Below are 16814 nucleotides of genomic sequence, written 5' to 3' on the forward strand. Positions count from 1 at the left end.
CCCCGTGAGGCACCCGCTCTCCTCTCCAACAGTGAAACTCTATTTGTCGATCTTCGCCAGCATCGGGGCGGGCTTTGCGCCGACCCACAGGCTCATGTCCACGGCATTCGAGACGCGGAACACGTCGCCCTTGCTGTTGAGGAACAGCTCTTCCATCTCCGGCCGCGTGAAAGGACGCGAACCGAGGCGACCGAAGACCGCCATCTGGCCGCCGGTTTCATCCACTCCGCGATCGCGGTCGAGCCCCTTGGACAGCGCGAGAGCTGGCGTGGGCGTGCGGGCCCAGGCGATCAGTTCCGGCTTGGGCTCGGGCGAGAAGCCATAAAAGTTCGGCTGGCTGGCAGGCGACGTCAGCTGCAGCACCTTCATCCCGTTCCGGCCATCGGCGACGTAGGCAAAGAGCGAGGCATTGGTGGACGCAACAATCACGTCCTCGGCATCGTTGAGTTGCCCGTCAGCGGTGTAGCTGGTGTAGATCGACGGGCGCGTCGGTGCGGTGATGTCGACGATCACCAACCCTTGCGACTTGGCCGCGACATAGGCGTAAGTACGGGCAAGATAGACGCGGCGGGCATCGGCCAGCGGCACCGTGGCGGAGGGCACCGCCTTGGGTTGGGCCAGATTGGTGATGTCCATCAGCTCAAGCCCGTTGGCCGTCGTCACCCAGAGGTAGCGGAACTGGACCGCCGTGGCGCGCGGATCGCGCAAGGGCACAACCGAGGTGATGCGCGGATCAAGGCAGGTCTCTCCGCCTTTCTTTTCACTCACCTCGCAGGGCTTCTGCGGGGACCACGGCTTGGGCAGGTGGACGGTGACCAGCGCCTTGTCAGTCACGATGTAGGCGTAATCGCCCGCCAGCGTGATGTGCCTTGCGCCGGTGAGCACGCCGTCCGGATTGAAGGTCAGCGCGCGGTCGAAGAAGTTGTTGCGGAACTCGCCATCGGCCAGCGTATCGACGTTGACCGCGATCAGGCCTTCAACCGCGTCAGTGACAAAGGCATAGCTGTAGATCGGCGAGAACGGCTGCTCCTGATTGAGGCCGCGCAGCTCAGGCGTGTTGCGCGTGGGCGCGATCGACTGGTTGGTTGGCAAGGCCATGCAGGTCGCGTTGGTGGTGGCGACATGGGTATCGTGGCCGAGCGGTGAGAACGGGGCCTTCACGATGCGCTCGGAGAAGCCCTTGTTGCCGACAGCCGCGATGTCATAGGCGCGGAAGCCGCCCTTACCTTCGGCGACGAACATGTATTCGCCACGCATCTGCAAGCAGCGGACCGCGTCCCTGGTGCCTTCGACCACATTGGTGAATTGCTCGTGCCCGGTGGTTTCGCCCGAGAGCTTGCCATCGAACGATTTGCCGCGGGTCCAGTTCTTCAGTTCGCGACCGTTGTCTTCCACGTGCTGCTTCCAGAAGTCCGGATAGGCGTAGCGGTGGAGATAGGAGCCGATCACGGCCTGCGGCTCGTCCCATTCGGTCACGCGGACCGCTTCGAAACCGCCGTCGAGGCCGAACCAGGCGTTCATGCCGACGAAGTTCACGTAGTTGGTGCCGAGCAGGAGCAACTGCGCCATCGTGGCGTTGTTGTCCTCGTCCTGACTGACATGGCAGTCGGTGCACTGCTTCGTCTCGTTCTTGCGGACGGTGTGCGGGAAGTGCGGCGCGAAGGCCTGGCTGGAGTAACCGATCGAGGAGATAGGCGGCTGCTGCACGTAGATGCGTTCGCGGTTGATGTTGGTCGAGGACAGGATCAGCGCCGAGGTCGAGCGGATGGGCGCGGTAATCGCCTTACCGCTGACGGGGTTGCCTGCCGCATCGAACTGCACCGGATCGGAGCCCGACGACTTGTTGCGCTGGTGCTTGCCGAGTTGGAACATGTCATCACGCGCGATCTGCGGGTTATAGGTCGCGTAGTTGCGGGTGTAGTCTTCCTCGTACTTGTGGGTGGCCGACTTCCAGTTCGCCTCGATCGGCAGGTGGCAGCCTGCGCACGAGGTGGTCCACGAAAGGTGGCAGGTGAAGCAGGCCATGTCGTCGTCACGGTGGGCGCGCTGCTCCTTGGGCACGCCGGTGCCGAACTTGTAGACGCCGTCATCAGATGCGGACTTGGCCATCAGCTTGGCGCGCGCGGCCTTGGGATTGAAGATCGGCTTGCCGGTCGAGTCCATCTTGCCGGCATAGCGTGCGTCGACCGAATCCTTCACCAGGCTGACGCGCCAGGACAGGTTCGGATCGATGATCGAGCGCTGCACCAGCACGCGGCGGCCGTCAGCCTCGTTGTACCATTCAAAGCGGCGCTGGCCATCGGCGTTGCGCAGCAGGGCAAGGTTGTTGCCCTTTTCCGGCGCAGCCATGTTCGAGGTCAGCAGCGTCGGGTAGCTGTCAGGCGTGCCGTGGCAATCCTTGCACCCGATCTCGACCGCATTGGCGACTTCGCCGTAGATCATGCCATTGCCGTGGCTGTCCTGCGAGAAATGGCAATCGGCGCACTGCATGCCTAGCTGGGCGTGGATGTCCATCATGTGGACCGCCTTGCCGGGATTGCTCTCGCCTGGTTCGACGAACTTGCCCTCGCCCGCCTTGCGGAACTTTTCCGGGTCATCGGGCGAGATGATGTGCGCCTTGTCGGTGCCGTAGGACGACATATCGCCCTCGTCATCGAGCAGGTTGCCGCGACGGTCACGCTTGAGGATAGCGCGGAAGTTCCAGCCGTGGCCGTGGTAATCGGCGAACTGGGTGCGTTCGAGCTTGTCGTTCAGGTCATAGACGTTGCGCAGGAATTCGACATCGCGCCACAGACCTCGCGTGGACGCACCTTCCGGATTGCGGTCGAGCACTTCGCGCTGCTCGTCGATGTTGGGATAGAACTGCTTCTTGAACGTCTTGGCGTAGTCCTCGTCAGACATGCCCGCAGGCTTGGGCGCGCGGTTCTCGGGCCCGGGCCACATGCTGGGCGCATCGGATTCGTAGTCCCACATCGTGTAGCCGAGGTAGGAGTTCAGGAAGATGTTCGGCTGGTGCATGTGGCAGTTCATGCACTGCGCGGTCGGGATGGCGCGGGTGAAGGCGTGGACCAGCGGGTGGCCGCGTTCGCGATCCTGCATGGCGACCGGGCCATCGGAGTCGTGCGAGTCCTCGCCATGGTCGCCCTTCTTGGGATGGCCCTTGGCATCAAGCCCCGCCATGGCATGGGCCGAGGCCTGATCCATCTTGTCATGGTCCATCGTACCATGCGGGGCGACGCCCTTGGCCGGGGCATAGACAAGCTGTTCGGCGGAAGAGATCGCGCGGGCGCAATCACCTTCCATGTCCTTTGCCTGCTCGGGATCGGTCTTGTCGCCACCGAGGTAGCTGCCCTTGCCGCCAAGTACGGTGCCACGAACCTTGTCGTGGTGTTCCTCCTTTGCGGCATCATAGGAGCCATAGGCCCCCTTGCGGTGCTGGCCTTCGCGCAGGGCATTGATCGTGGGGTCAGCGGTGATCGTCTGCCCGTCACGCCCGCACTTGCCGTAGTTCAGCGAGTGGCGCGGTTCGCGATCGTTCGCGTAAATCACGTGGCACGCGGCGCAGCCCGAGGAACGATAGTCGCCCGGCTGGTCGTTGGTGCCCATCTGGAACAGAAACGGGTCGTTCAGGCGCGTCTTGTGGATGTTGAGCACCGGAATCGCGACGCGCAGGCCTGTAGCGGGGCCACGGTTGGACTGCTTGAGGTCAGGACGGCCCGGCTCTTCAAGACGCTGGATCAGACCGGTCGAGTTGGGCAGACCGATTTCGGGGAACTGCGGGTTGATCGTGCGGCCGCCGTCCTCGAACACGCGGAACACGTCGCCCGGCGGGATCGTATGCCAGCGCGGCAGCGGATACATGATCGGCAGCGCGCCGCGCGCCTTCTCCTTGGGTGTGACAGTGCCCCACATCGGCTTGCCATCGGGGCCGATTTCCTTCGACGCCGACTTGAGCAGCGCAGGCTCACCATTGCGGGTAAAGCTTTCACCGAAGAGGTAATTCTTGAAGGGCACGATGCCGTTGTTATAGGCCGCGCCGCCCCACAGCATTGCGCCGGTCGACATCAGCGAGCGCTCTGACGCCTCGATGATCGACATGTGGCAGGCCCCGCAGGAATCACGCGCGACGCGATAGTCCGAGGGGTTGATGAAGCGGATGAATTCCGGGCTTTCCTTGGCCAGCAGCGCATAGGAACGCTTGGGGTTTGCCGAGGACGGCCAGCCCCAGGCCACGGGATACTTCGGCAGGACGTGAGCGTCCTTCATTGCCGCGACGTAATCGATGGAATTGCGGTTCCACGAACGGTCAGCCACGACCTTGGTGTTGCCGCCATGGCAATCCGCGCACGACAGCACCACGGCGGGGCTGGCGTGCATCGTTCGGTGATCGCTCTTGGTGTGGCAGCTGACGCAGCCGGCGTTCTGCTTGTCGACGTAGGCCCACTGCTCTTCCGCAGTGTCGCCCGGCTGGCCGCGCGGAGCGGCAGGTGCGCGGGTGTGCGTGACCTTCTGCGGCGTCTCCTCGCCCGAAGCGTAGAGCGCGCTCGGCACCAGCAGCGCGGCGAGCGCTGCCACCAGCCATGCCAGCGGAAGTTTGCGGAAGCTGCGCGTGTTGGTCATGTGCTGGGTCATCAGAAGGCCAGGGTCGCGTTGGCGAGGACGGAATAGAAGCGGCTTGCCTTGCCCTGCTGGGCGAACAGGTCATCAAACCCCGCCCCCGGATCAAGCACTGCGCCCGAAAGGCGGAAAACAAGATTCTGCGAGGCGTTGGGACGCCAGATCGCCGAGACCGACGCGTCCCAGCCGATGTCCTTGGGGATCGACCCTTCGTTGCGCAGGACCTGCAGCACTTTGGTGTTCTCGAACCACAAGTGGTTGACGTTGGTCGAGACGCGCAAGGTGGGCGTCAGGTCGAAATCGGTGCCAAGGCCGACCAGCATCGTGCCGGGGTTTGTAAAGTTCGACTGGCCTTGCTCTTTCGAGGAGCGCAGCGAGTTGAGGATGCCGTTGCGGCCATTGACCGAGATGTTGCGGCCACCGCCCGCGAACGGGATGGTCTGGCGGATCCAATAGCTCGTATCGGCGCCTGCAAACTGAGGGTTCTCGAAGATCGCGTCGAAGCCGCCTTCGGTCTTGTCGTAGGGGTCGCTGTCACCGCTCGCCCACAGCCCCGAGAGCCGGATGCGTGACCAGTCGATGTCGTAGCTGAGTTCGGCAGCGGCCATGAACGCCTTGATCTCGGCCGGACGGCTGGTGAGGAAGTTGTTCCGGTCCTCGCCCAGTGCAGCATAGGCCTGAGCGGTTAGGTTCAGGCGACCGATATGACCGTCAGCCGCGTATCCCAGATAGACCACGTCATATTCACGCCCGCGCAGATCGCCGATCAGCGCCGGGCGGACTGGGAAACCGTTGGTGTCGACATGAACCTGATTGCGTTCGCGGTTCATGTTGTAAGTAACCGAGATCTGGCTGGTTACGCCGACGGCGGGAAAATCCTGGCGATAGAGGTTGGCCATGAACACCCAGTCGCGTCGAGGCGTCTGGCTGATGTCGTTGAGGCCTGAATTGGTTTCCTTCTCGAGCCGCCAAAACGCGGCGAGATTGAACTGGACGCGGTTGTTGTCGCGGTTGCCGAACAGGCGGATGCCGAGCTGGTTGTCGTTGAACAGAAAGCCGCGGAAATCCGACTGCATCGGCTGGATACCGGTGCGCAAGGAGATGAAATCGAAGCGCTTCGAATCGAACCGACCGATGTGATAATCGATGAAGGCTTCCTGCAGGCCGATGAAGCCATCGGTGCGCTTGGTACCCTTTGAAGGCTCGACAAACAGCACGCGACGTTCAGGCACTTCGACGTGATTGAGGTTGCCCGCAATCGCGATGCGGTATTCGACCACCGGCGGCTTGAACGCGGTCATGCCCTTGAGCAGCGAGACGCTGGCGATGAAAGTCTGCGACAGCACGAGGCTGTGGCTGCGGCCGAAGGTATCGATCTCGTTGGGGTTGGTCGTGGTCTGGTTGCCGACGGGAATCGGGAAGCTGCGCGGCTCAACCACAGTATCAGACACGGCGCCTGCGATCAGGTACCAGTCATCGTCTTTGAGGAAGCCGGGGCGCTTGCCCTTGGCCAGCGGACGGTCACCCTTGAGCAGGTTGTGATGGAACGGATCGAGCTGCGAGTGGCAGGCATATTCGAGCTTGGGGAACAGGGTGTAGAGCGCGCGGTCCTTCTTGCCGGTCGCCGGGTCCTTCTTCGGGCAGAGCGAGGCCATGATGCGCCAGCGATCGGGCAGGCTGACATCAAGGCCGAGATCGCCGACCGGGCCTTCACCATCGTACTTGTCATAGAAGGCTTCGGGAGGCGGGGCGTTGACTGCGCCGGGATTGTCCTGCTCGACCTTTTCGGGGAGCTGCTTGTTGAAACCGGGGCGGCGGCGTCCGTCAATTAGTGCGCCCTCGGCGTCCGTTTCGCCACCCGGGAGCGCAGCCTTGCTGTCAGCCGTTGGTGCCTGCTGCGGTTCGGCAGCACCCGGTGCCATCCCCGATGCGTCCTGCATGTAGAAGGTTAGCGGTGCAGGCTGGCTATGCGGCTGTGCGATACCAAGCACCGGGGCGAGAAGGATAGCCACCTGCTGCATCACTTGCCCTCGCAGGCGTTCTGTTCGCTCGTATCGAGGAACGGGGCGAAGGGACAGTTCACGTAGCGCAGGCGCACGCCCTGCCCCACGGGCACGACGATGGTATCGGCGCGGATTTCCTTGGGCGCATTGCCGATCCCGCCGACTTTTGCGCCGCCATTATGCGCGCCCAGGAAAGCGATCATGTCGTCCTGATCGATACCGTCGCCCGAAATGCCGATGGCACCGACCAACTTGCCGCCGCGATAGATTGGCACCGAGCCGGGGAAAATCTGGATGCCGTTGGCCAGACGCTTCTTGCCGGTTGGCGTATCGGGAACCGCAGTACAGGTCTGCACCACATCGCGCGCATTTAGCGAGCCTTGGACGAACACCGCGTGCTGGAGAAGGTTGGCCTTGACCAGGGCTATCTGGAGGCCAGTAGCGAGCGGGCTGAAATCCGTGATCGGACGCGAGAAAGGCCCATGGGGACGACCGACTTCGCCATCCGGGAAGAATGGCCGCGAGAGGTTGCCGCCAGAACGGTCGGCAAAGGCGATCTTGCCGGTCAGCGCGGTCTGATCACCGAGGAAATCGCGGGCTCGTTGAACGAATGCGGGGATTTCCGCGTCAGTGTTGGCATTGAGCTGATCGGCGGCCACCGGATTTGAGAAGAACGCCGCCGTGCGCGCCTTCTGCAGCGATACGTCAATGCCGAAGATTGGCGCATCAGGCCCACGAACGAGACCGAGCACTTCGCCATAAGTATCGACCACCGAGATCGAGACTTGCGCGCGACTGTCAAGCGGGCGGCGGATCTGCGCGCGGGCGCGAGTCATGATCGTGAAGGCTTCTTCAAGCACGGCGCGGACTTCGGCAGCGGTCAGGGGCGTGCCCACAGCGGCGGCGTCGGTACCAGACTTGACGGGATAGCGGTTCGTGCCCGCACCGTTGCTCAAGACATAGGCATCGGCGAGCGAAAACTCGGCCGACGTCGCGCGGCGGATACCGCTGGCTTCGGTGCCATAGGGCGTGCCGGCAAGCACGGAAGTACCGTCGTAATAGCCACGCACCGGGATCAGCGCGCCAGCCACGTTGTTGATCGCCGAGAAACTGGTCTGCAGCGCATGCAGGCCTTCCACGCGGGCATCGGAGAAGCGCAAGGTGGAACCGTCGACCGTGATCCGATCCGCGCGGATGTCGGCCGCCGGGGCAAAGCCCTGAATACCGGCGAGCGCCATGAACTCTTCCGGATCGCCATCGACGTCGGTCACGTCGGGATCGTAGGCGTAGTCACCATCGGCCATGATGCCGATGCCGCCGACGACAACGCCGTTCTTGTAGAGTGGCAAGCCACCCGGGTCGGCCGCGAGGCCGAGCGGCGCACGCTTGGGGCCGATGAACGCGCCCGATCCGGCATTGCCCGCCGTGAAGCGGGCAGCGAGGTCGGAACAAGGCAGCTGGCTGAACTGCACGCCAAACAATGGACCGGATTCGAGTCCGGGCGTGTTCGGCGCTGGCGGGAAATGCTCCTGAACGATCATGCTCGCCGTACGGGTCGAGAAAGCGTTGCCGCTCGATGATAGATAGGCAGCAGTGACGGCCTTGGAGATTGCGCCCATGGTCGCCTCGACCTCGAGGCCCTGCGCGTCGACCTTGCGCGTCGATATCTCGCCAGTCGCGGTGCGCGGGCTGATGATCATCTTCGTCGCCGCGCCGTTCATGCGGAACACCGCGAGCACGTTTCCGACGCGGTCGACCACGGCGATGATCGCGGGGTAATTGAGCGCCTTCGCCTCGCCCACGGCCTGGGCGATGATCTGCTGAACCTCAGCTGCGGTCAGCGCTTCCTGAGCGGGATCTGCGAAAAACCGCGATGCCGATGTGGATGTAGGAGTCGGTGTAAACGTACCGCCCGAACCAGAGTCACCGCCGCCGCACCCTGACAGTGTGAGAGAGAGCGCAAGTGCGACGGCGGTGGTCTGCCGGAAAGCCAACGGCATGCGCATCAGCGAAGGCTCCGGATCGAACGTACCGCGCTGCCCAGAGCGCGGCGGAATGCGAGAGGCTGGAAACCGTTCGGATCGCGAACGGCGGCATATGCCTGATTGATCTGAACGCGCAGGCCATTGGCCGAAGCCGTTGACACCATGCCCTGGTTGACCATGCCGCCGAGCAGCGTGTCGACCGCCATGACCGACTGCACGGCACCTTCATAGTCCGTGTAGCGCTCACCAATGGCGTCACTGGCGATCGACTCCATGATCGCGAAAGTCTGATCGCGCGTGAAGCTGGCCGAAGCAAAGCGCGACGACAGCGCATCGGCCGACTGGCGCAGCGCCTGCGCAGCAGCGACGGTTTCGGCTCGGTTGGCAAGCATCGCCTTGTGGAAGGCCTTCGCTCGTGCATCGAAGGTGGCAGCTGCGTCCGGCGCGACGACGCGGGCAGCGGCGAGAAGCATGATCATGTTCTCGTCATTGTAGGGCGGTGTTCCGAGATCGATCGGACGACCCGGATTGCGCACTGCAGTCACATTGCCTTCTTCACCATCATAGATGCGGCGGTGGCATGAGTGGCAATCGTAGAAGGTGAATTCGGGGAACACCCCGTCCATCGCCCGGGCCGGCTGGCTGTAGAGTTCAAGGCTGCGCTTGACTGCCTCGGCCTGACCAACAGCCCACATGCGCATCGAGTTGGTTTTGCTGCCCTTGCGCTGGACATAATCGGCGTCTTCATCGTGGTGCTGCTGGAGCGTGGTGAACAGGTCCAGCTCAAACGAGATGCGCGGGTGGCCTGCCGCCATGATGCGGTGGGCGATGAACTGGCCCTTCGCGTCGCCCGAGAAGTGGCAATCAAGGCAGACTTGCGCCTTGACCTGCGGACGGGTCAGATCGGTCATGCCTTGCGCGACATTGCGGGCGTGGCTGGCACCAACCGTGTAGTGGGTGGAGAGCCAGCCGCCGGACGCGCCATGGCAAGCTTCGCAATCGACGCCATCGGCGGGGCGAGCCGAACCGGGAGACGCGTGGCACCCTGCGCACTCGCGCTGTACGCCTGCGGCATCGAGACCCATGCGGCGGACGATGGCCTGTCCGCGCGGTTCCTGGATCACGCGCCAGGCGCGGCTGTGTGCGCCGGAGGGCGAGGATTCTTCCTGCCAGCGCATGAGTTCGTCCTGCCGGACGACAGCACCATCTGCAACGCTGCGGCCGTGGCAGGTGGAGCCAGCGCACGAGGCGACTCCGACGTGACCACGCAACACGGCTGGCGCGGTACCTTGAGCCTGCACTGCAGCGGGCGAGACGAGCGAGGAAGCGCCGAGAGCGGCCCCGGCCATGGCGAGACACGCTACAAAGGCCATGGCGCCAGAACGCGGAATCGCACGGCACAGTGCCGCCAGCCGCCCGATTCCCAAGATGATACCCTGCATTGCCCCTCGTCCCCACCGGCTCTGCTTGCCGCGCGGCTTTATGCCTTGTGCGGAAGCCCTGGCCGGAAGTGCTGCAATGCGACCCCGTTTGATCGGAGACTAGGACACTCTGCCCCATGGGTTCAAGTGGCTAATCCGATTTCATGGAAACATATCAGAAAGACAGACGCCAAACCTCACTCAATGTCACTGCCGCCGGATGACCATGTTCCTGATTTCGGACATGTCCTCCATGGCAAAGCGTACGCCCTCGCGACCGAGCCCCGAATCCTTGACCCCGCCGTAGGGCATGTTGTCGACGCGGTAGGACGAAACGTCGTTGACGACGATGCCGCCGACATCGAGCCGGTCCCACGCGTCCATGACCTTGTGCAAGTCGGAGGTGAACAGGCCTGCCTGAAGACCGAACTTGCTGTCGTTCACTTCATCGAGCGCGGCGTCCCATTCGGTGAACTTCGAGAGGATGACGACGGGACCGAAGGCTTCCTCGGTATAGACGTCCATTTCGCGGCTGCATCCTTCGAGCAGGGTGGCCTCGAGCATGTTGCCCTGACATCCACCGCCCGCGAGCAGGGTTGCTCCTCCGGCTACTGCCGAGTCGATCCACGATTTGAGCCGCTGCGCTTCCTTGGCCGAGATCATCGGGCCGATGAAGGTATCGCGATTCTTGGGATCGCCGGACTTCAGTTCCTTCACCTTGGCGGCGAGCATGTCGCGGAAGCGGTCGTAGATGTCGGCATGGATGATCACGCGCTGGACGTGGATGCAGGACTGGCCGGACTGGTAGTATCCGCCGAAGATGATCCGGGCGAGCGCGTGGTCGAGATCGGCGTCCTTGTCGACGACCACGGCTGCGTTGCCGCCGAGTTCGAGCACGACCTTCTTCTTGCCGGCCTTGGCCTTGAGGTTCCAGCCGACCCCCGGGGAGCCGGTGAAGGACAGGAGCTTCAAGCGCTCGTCGGTCGTGAACAGGTCAGCCCCGTCACGGCTGGCGGGCAGGATCGAGAATGCGCCTTCGGGCAGGACGTCGCACTCTGCCAGCACTTCACCCATGATGATCGCACCCAAGGGCGTGAGGCTGGCGGGCTTCATCACGAAGGGGCAGCCCATGGCGATGGCGGGCGCGATCTTGTGGGCGGCGAGGTTCAGCGGGAAGTTGAAGGGAGAAATGAAGCTGCACGGCCCGATCGGCACACGCTTCCACATGCCCATGTAGCCCTTGGCGCGCGGGGAGATGTCGAGCGGCTGGACTTCGCCGTAATTGCGTGTGGCTTCTTCGGCGGCGATGCGGAAGGTGTCGATCAATCGGCCGACTTCGCCTTCCGAATCGGCGATGGGCTTGCCGGCTTCGACGCACAAGGCATAGGCCAATTCGTCCTTGCGCTCGGCAAAGCGCTTGACGCAGTGGTCGAGCACGTCGCGCTTTTCGTAGCTGGCAAGCTTTGCCATCGGCTCGGCCGCACGGACGGCACCGGCGATGGCCTCGTCGATAACGTCGGGTGTGGCAAGCGCGGTGCGGAAGGCAACTTCCCCGGTGAACTTGTCGGTCACCGCAAGGTCGGTGTTGGGCTGTACTGCCTTGTTGTTGAGGTAGAGCGGATAGACGTCTTTCAACTTGGTCACTGCTTCAAACTCCACGCCATCCCGGACCCGATCCGGGATCCCGCTGCTTTTTGCACCGCCGCAGGGAGAAAGCGGGGCCCCGGATCAGGTCCGGGGCGACGACTTCATGGTCGCCTGAACCCTAGAGCGCCTTGGACAGTTCCTTGATGTCCTTGTTCAGAATCTGGTCGTTCTCCGAATAGTCGACCGGGCAATCGATCAGATGGACGCCGGGCGTGGAGTTGCAGTGCGCGAGCAATTCCTTGAGGTGCGCGGCGCTTTCGACGCGGTAGCCATTGGCGCCATAACTCTCGGCGTACTTGACGAAATCGGGGTTGCCGTACGTCAGGCCGAAATCCTCGAAACCCATGTTGGCCTGCTTCCAGCGAATCATGCCGTAGGAGCTGTCGTTGAGGATCAGCACCGTAAGGTTGAGGCCGAGGCGGACGGCGGTTTCCATCTCTTGGCTGTTCATCATGAAGCCGCCATCACCGCAGATCGCCATGACCTTGCGATCGGGGTAAAGCATCGCGCTCATCATCGCGGAGGGGAGACCCGCCCCCATCGTGGCGAGCGCGTTGTCGAGCAGCACCGTGTTGGGCTGGTAGGCCGTGTAGCCGCGCGCGAACCAGATCTTGTAGACGCCGTTGTCGAGACAGATGATCCCGTCTTCGGGCATGGCGTCGCGGATCTGCTGGACCAGATGCGGCGGGAAGATCGGGAAGCGGGTATCGGCAGCGAGCGGCGCGGTATGGGCGACCTCGGCGGCGCGATAGGCCAGCATGTGGTCGAAGTTCCACGCAGGGTTCGGCGTGATCGCTTCCTTGATCTGCCAGATGGCGTTGGCGATATCGCCGATCACCTCGATCGAGGGGAAATAGACCGGATCGACCTCGGCGGTCTTGGTCGAGACGTGAATGACCGGCGTTCCGCCTTCGCGCATGAAGAACGGCGGCTTTTCGATCACGTCATGGCCGACGTTGACGATCAGGTCCGCGTCCTCGACCGCACGGTGAACGAAGTCCCCGGCAGAGAGCGCGGCGCAGCCGAGGAATTTCGGATGGCGTTCGTCGATCACGCCCTTGCCAAGCTGGGTGGTAAGGAACGGAATGCCGGTCTTCTCTACCAGTTCGGCAAGCATCTTGCCGGTCATCTTGCGGTTAGCGCCCGCGCCGATCACAAGTACCGGGGCTTTCGCGTTCTGCAGCGCATGAACCGCCTGCGCGACCGACTTGGCGTCAGCGTTCGGGCGACGGACAAGGCTGCGCTTCAAGGGCCGTGAATCGGTGTGCTCGTCGGCAATGTCCTCGGGCAGTTCGATATGCGTCGCGCCGGGCTTTTCTTCTTCGGCCAGACGATAGGCCTCGCGCACGCGGCTGGGGATGTTGTCCGAAGACGCCATCTGATGCGTAAACTTGGTGATTGGCCCCATCATCGAGACGACATCAAGGATCTGGAAGCGGCCCTGCTTGGACTTCTTGATCGGCTTCTGGCCGGTGATCATCAGCATCGGCATGCCGCCGAGCGTGGCATAGGCTGCCGCGGTGACGAAGTTGGTGGCGCCCGGCCCGAGCGTTGCGATACAGACGCCTGTCTTGCCGGTGTGGCGACCATAGGTGGCCGCCATGAAGCCCGCGCCCTGTTCGTGGCGGGTGAGGATCAGCTTGATCTTGCTGGAGCGGGATAGCGAATCGAGGAGATCGAGGTTCTCTTCGCCCGGGACGCCGAAGATGTATTCGCAGCCTTCTTCTTCAAGGCACTCGATGAACAGGTCTGACGCCTTCTTGCCTTCGGCCATTTTTGGTCGCTCCATCAATGGGAACACGCGGCCAAAGCTGCGTTCCCCTCCCCAACTCGGATGCGACCTCGAGGGACGTGATACCGGTGCGTGTCGTTATGGCCCCCGCACCTGCCCCTTGGGTGCATGGCTATCAAAGCCGCGCGCCGGAGTCACGCCCTTCACGCTCAGTAGCCGAGCGAAAGATCGACCTGGGGTTGGAGGGGCTCGCCCTTACGGAAACGGGCGAGGTTTTCGAGGAAGCGGGTGACCGAGCGTTCGAACATCTTCGTCTGTGCGCGGCCGGACAGATGGCTGGTGACATGCGCGTTGGGTACGTCCCACAAAGGATGGTCGGCGGGGAGCGGTTCTGGTGTGACCACGTCAAGGAAGGCGTGTCCGGGCCGCCCCGCCTTGAGGCCTTCGATCAGCGCGTCCTGATCGACGACAGTGCCTCGCGCGACGTTCACCAGTGTGGAGCCCGGCTTCATCGCTGCGATCTCCGCCTTGCCGATCATGCCCTCGGTTTCAGGGGTGGCAGGAACGGCGAGGATGACCCAGTCGAACGTGCCGAGCTGGCCGCGCCATTCGTCTGGTCCAAGCGCGCCCTCGCCTGCGGAGCGACGGACTTTGACCACGTCGACATCGAATCCCTGCAGCATCCGCTCGACCTTCCGACCGATGGCACCATAGCCAAGGATCAGGGCGCGGCTGCCTGCCAGTTCCATCTTGCCGGGGCTGTCGAGCAGCCATTCATGGCGGTCCTGCGAGCGGACGACTTCGCGATAGCCTTTGGCTACGGTGAGCATGCCCATGACCACGTATTCGGCGATGGTGATGGCATTGATGCCGGTGCCGTTGGTGAGAATGACGCCCCGTTCACGCAGGACATCGAGGGGAAAGAAATCGACGCCGGCATAAACAGAGTTCAGCCATTTCAGCTTCGTCGCCAGCCGGATCGCCTTGTCCATGCCGCTCGGCTGGTAAAGGTCGAACCAGCCGATGTCAGCCGATGGTGCAAGCTCGAACAGTTCTTCAGCGCTGCGGAAGAAGCGCGGTTCGACCCATTCGGGCAGATGCGGCTCGATCAGCGGAGCGGCCATGGCATTCATCACGAGGACGGTCATTGACAGGGCTCTCCCTCACTGTTTGGTTTCGCATTGACCTAGCGGAGAGGGTTCCAGCGATGAAACGGATTTTCTTGGCGATTTGTCTCGGTAGCGTGACTTGCCCGACGGCCGCCATGGCGCAGGACGATGGCATGTCCGAGGTCATCGTAACGGCAATGCGCCGCGAGTCCGACACGTTCGACGAACGCGTGCCCGCAGTAGGGCTCAAGCGGGTGGCCGATTTCGCGGTTCAGGAAGTTTCGATAACCGGCGACACGCGCGACGCTGGCAAGCGTATTGCCGAGGTCTACCAGATGATCGAGAACGCGATCCGGCTGGCCCCGAAGCATGGCGTCCAGCTGGCCTACGGGCAGCGCACGGTCGAGCCGCTCACCTTGCAGAACTACCGGTCTCTTGCTCTCAACGGGGCCGGACGGCCGGACACTTCGCGCGCGGTCTTCCTGATCAAGGTGCCGCTGAGCGGACCGACATCAGGCGTGGTCGCGGAGAAGAAGATTGCCGACTTCATCAAGGCTGTGGATCCGGTAGGGCGCGCAGAGTTCGGCGAGACCGATGATCTGACGCTGTCGGTGGTGGCTCCGGATCAGTATCGCGGCGCCGTGGCCGATGCCATTGCCGCAGACGCACGATCCATGGCGGCCAAGCTTGGCCCCGATTACGGCGTGGAGATCGAAGGGCTGAACCGCCCGGTCGAATGGAGCAGGGCGAGCCTTTCGGAAGTCCTGCTGTATATTCCCTACAAACTGGTCGTGGTGCCCAAGCGCTAGCCCAGCTTCCACTCCCAGCCCAGCGGGTCACCGTCCATCACCTCGACGCCCTTGGTCGCCAGTTCGTCGCGCAGGGCGTCGGAGCGAGCGAAGTCCTTTTCGGCGCGGGCTGCCTTGCGGGCTTCCAGGGTAGCCTCGATTTCGGCCTCCTCTATCGCGACGCCGCTGGGCTTGAGGCGCAGGGCCTGGCGGTCGAGTTCGAGCAAATTGAGGCCAAGGACGGCGTCCATCGACGCAAGCGCAGCGAGTTTTTCCGCCGGATCGACCTTTTTCAGCGTGAGCACTTCCTCGAATACGGTCAGGGCGACCGGCGTGTTGAGATCATCCGAGACGGCGGCATCGAAGCGTTCGAGGAATGGCGTGAAGCGCGGGCCGGGTTGGGCCTCACCTTCGCCAGCCCGCTCCTTGAACTGACCTACGGCAATCAAGATGCGCTTCAGGCGGGTCAGCGCTGCGGCGAGCCCTTCCCACGAGAATTCCAGCTCGCTGCGGTAATGCGCCTGCAGGCACATCATGCGGTAGGCGAGCGGGTGGTAACCTTTGTCGATCAGAAGCTGCAGCCGCAGGAACTCTCCGCTCGACTTGCTCATCTTGCCCGAGCGCTCGACCAGAAAGTTGTTGTGCATCCACACCCGCGCGCCGGAGTTGGCGGGCAGGTCCAGACCGTTTGTGCAGCAGAACGCCTGGTTCTGCGCGATCTCGTTGGGGTGGTGGATCTCGCGGTGGTCGATCCCACCGGTGTGAATGTCGAAGGGGAAGCCGAGCACTTCACCCGACATCACCGAGCATTCGAGATGCCAGCCCGGAGCGCCCTTCCCCCACGGCGAATCCCACTCCATCTGCCGCTTCTCGCCGGGCGGTGTCTTGCGCCAGATCGCGAAGTCGGCCGCGTTGCGCTTGCCTTCCACTGCCTCGATGCGCCCCTCGCCATCCTCGGTCTGGGCGCGCGCCAAACGCCCGTAGTCCGCCACCGTCGAGACGTCGAAGTAGAGACCGCTGTCGAGTTCGTAGCAGTGCTTGTCGGCGATCTTCTGCGCAAAAGCGATCATCTGGGGCACGTATTCGGTGGCGATCGTCCAGCGCGCGGGCTGGCGGATGTTGAGTGCCTTCACGTCCTCCCAATAAGCCTGGGTATAGTGCTGCGCGATGTCCCAGATGGACTGGGCCTGAGTCCGCGCCATCTTCTCCATCTTGTCTTCGCCATCATCGGCATCGTCGGTCAGGTGGCCGACGTCGGTGATGTTGATGACGTGGGTAAGTTTCAGCCCCTTGAATGACAGTGTACGCCCCAGAATGTCAGCAAAGACATAGGCGCGCATGTTGCCGATGTGGGGATAGTTGTAGACAGTCGGACCGCAGGAATAGACGCGCGCCTCGCCTGCGTGGACGGGCTGGAACACTTCCAATTGGCGCGTCAGACTGTTGAACAGCTTGAGCGGTGCGGAAGGCACGAACGGGGCGGGACCATGGGCTGACATGGATCAGCCCTTG

Annotated in this window: 9 protein-coding genes; 1 reads left to right on the plus strand and 8 read right to left on the minus strand. The window is 63.1% G+C overall.

Translation table 11 applies throughout. From position 1 onward, the window contains the following. Positions 1-39: 39 nt before the first annotated feature. The 7 genes from ACZ1JW_RS17465 to ACZ1JW_RS17495 form a co-directional block, all read right to left on the minus strand. Positions 40-4620: an LVIVD repeat-containing protein gene (locus ACZ1JW_RS17465; protein WP_465141491.1), complete on the minus strand. Its 4581-nt coding sequence runs from the start codon at positions 4618-4620 to the stop codon at positions 40-42. Positions 4621-4631: 11 nt separating this feature from the next. After that, complete coding sequence (locus ACZ1JW_RS17470; RefSeq protein WP_465141492.1) at positions 4632-6638, minus strand: hypothetical protein; 2007 nt, start codon at positions 6636-6638, stop codon at positions 4632-4634. Next, entirely contained in the window at positions 6638-8626 is a 1989-nt protein-coding gene (locus tag ACZ1JW_RS17475) for a GlcG/HbpS family heme-binding protein (protein WP_465141493.1), read from the minus strand. The genes ACZ1JW_RS17470 and ACZ1JW_RS17475 overlap by 1 nt, the downstream gene beginning before the upstream one ends. Continuing rightward, a complete protein-coding gene (locus tag ACZ1JW_RS17480; protein ID WP_465141494.1) occupies positions 8626-10047 on the minus strand; it encodes a multiheme c-type cytochrome in 1422 nt (473 codons plus the stop codon). The genes ACZ1JW_RS17475 and ACZ1JW_RS17480 overlap by 1 nt, the downstream gene beginning before the upstream one ends. Positions 10048-10233: 186 nt before the next feature. After that, entirely contained in the window at positions 10234-11670 is a 1437-nt protein-coding gene (locus tag ACZ1JW_RS17485; protein ID WP_465141495.1) for an aldehyde dehydrogenase family protein, read from the minus strand. Between the two features lie 121 nt (positions 11671-11791). Further along, a complete protein-coding gene (locus ACZ1JW_RS17490) occupies positions 11792-13447 on the minus strand; it encodes an acetolactate synthase large subunit (protein ID WP_465141496.1) in 1656 nt (551 codons plus the stop codon). Positions 13448-13614: 167 nt separating this feature from the next. Continuing rightward, the gene (locus tag ACZ1JW_RS17495; RefSeq protein WP_465141497.1) at positions 13615-14553 is read right to left on the minus strand and encodes a D-2-hydroxyacid dehydrogenase; all 939 of its coding nucleotides are present in this window, start codon (positions 14551-14553) and stop codon (positions 13615-13617) included. Positions 14554-14687: 134 nt separating this feature from the next. Between ACZ1JW_RS17495 and ACZ1JW_RS17500 the strand changes: the two genes are divergently transcribed. Next, positions 14688-15323: a TonB-dependent receptor gene (locus ACZ1JW_RS17500; protein WP_465141498.1), complete on the plus strand. Its 636-nt coding sequence runs from the start codon at positions 14688-14690 to the stop codon at positions 15321-15323. On the opposite strand, the gene cysS is transcribed toward ACZ1JW_RS17500, so the two are convergent. Next, on the minus strand, positions 15320-16801 hold the full coding sequence (gene cysS / locus ACZ1JW_RS17505) for a cysteine--tRNA ligase (protein WP_465141499.1): 1482 nt from the start codon (positions 16799-16801) through the stop codon (positions 15320-15322). The genes ACZ1JW_RS17500 and cysS overlap by 4 nt on opposite strands. Positions 16802-16814: the final 13 nt, after the last annotated feature.

Source organism: Novosphingobium sp. BL-A-28-Hi1-0D (assembly GCF_055521755.1).

Bases quoted from the DNA above. Each gene is read 5' to 3' on its own strand.
- ACZ1JW_RS17500 (WP_465141498.1), top strand. From the start codon at position 14,688: ATGTCCGAGGTCATCGTAACGGCAATGCGCCGCGAGTCCGACACGTTC.
- ACZ1JW_RS17465 (WP_465141491.1), bottom strand. From the start codon at position 4,620: ATGACCAACACGCGCAGCTTCCGCAAACTTCCGCTGGCATGGCTGGTG.
- ACZ1JW_RS17480 (WP_465141494.1), bottom strand. From the start codon at position 10,047: ATGCAGGGTATCATCTTGGGAATCGGGCGGCTGGCGGCACTGTGCCGT.
- cysS (WP_465141499.1), bottom strand. From the start codon at position 16,801: ATGTCAGCCCATGGTCCCGCCCCGTTCGTGCCTTCCGCACCGCTCAAG.
- ACZ1JW_RS17495 (WP_465141497.1), bottom strand. From the start codon at position 14,553: ATGACCGTCCTCGTGATGAATGCCATGGCCGCTCCGCTGATCGAGCCG.
- ACZ1JW_RS17475 (WP_465141493.1), bottom strand. From the start codon at position 8,626: ATGCGCATGCCGTTGGCTTTCCGGCAGACCACCGCCGTCGCACTTGCG.
- ACZ1JW_RS17490 (WP_465141496.1), bottom strand. From the start codon at position 13,447: ATGGCCGAAGGCAAGAAGGCGTCAGACCTGTTCATCGAGTGCCTTGAA.
- ACZ1JW_RS17470 (WP_465141492.1), bottom strand. From the start codon at position 6,638: ATGCAGCAGGTGGCTATCCTTCTCGCCCCGGTGCTTGGTATCGCACAG.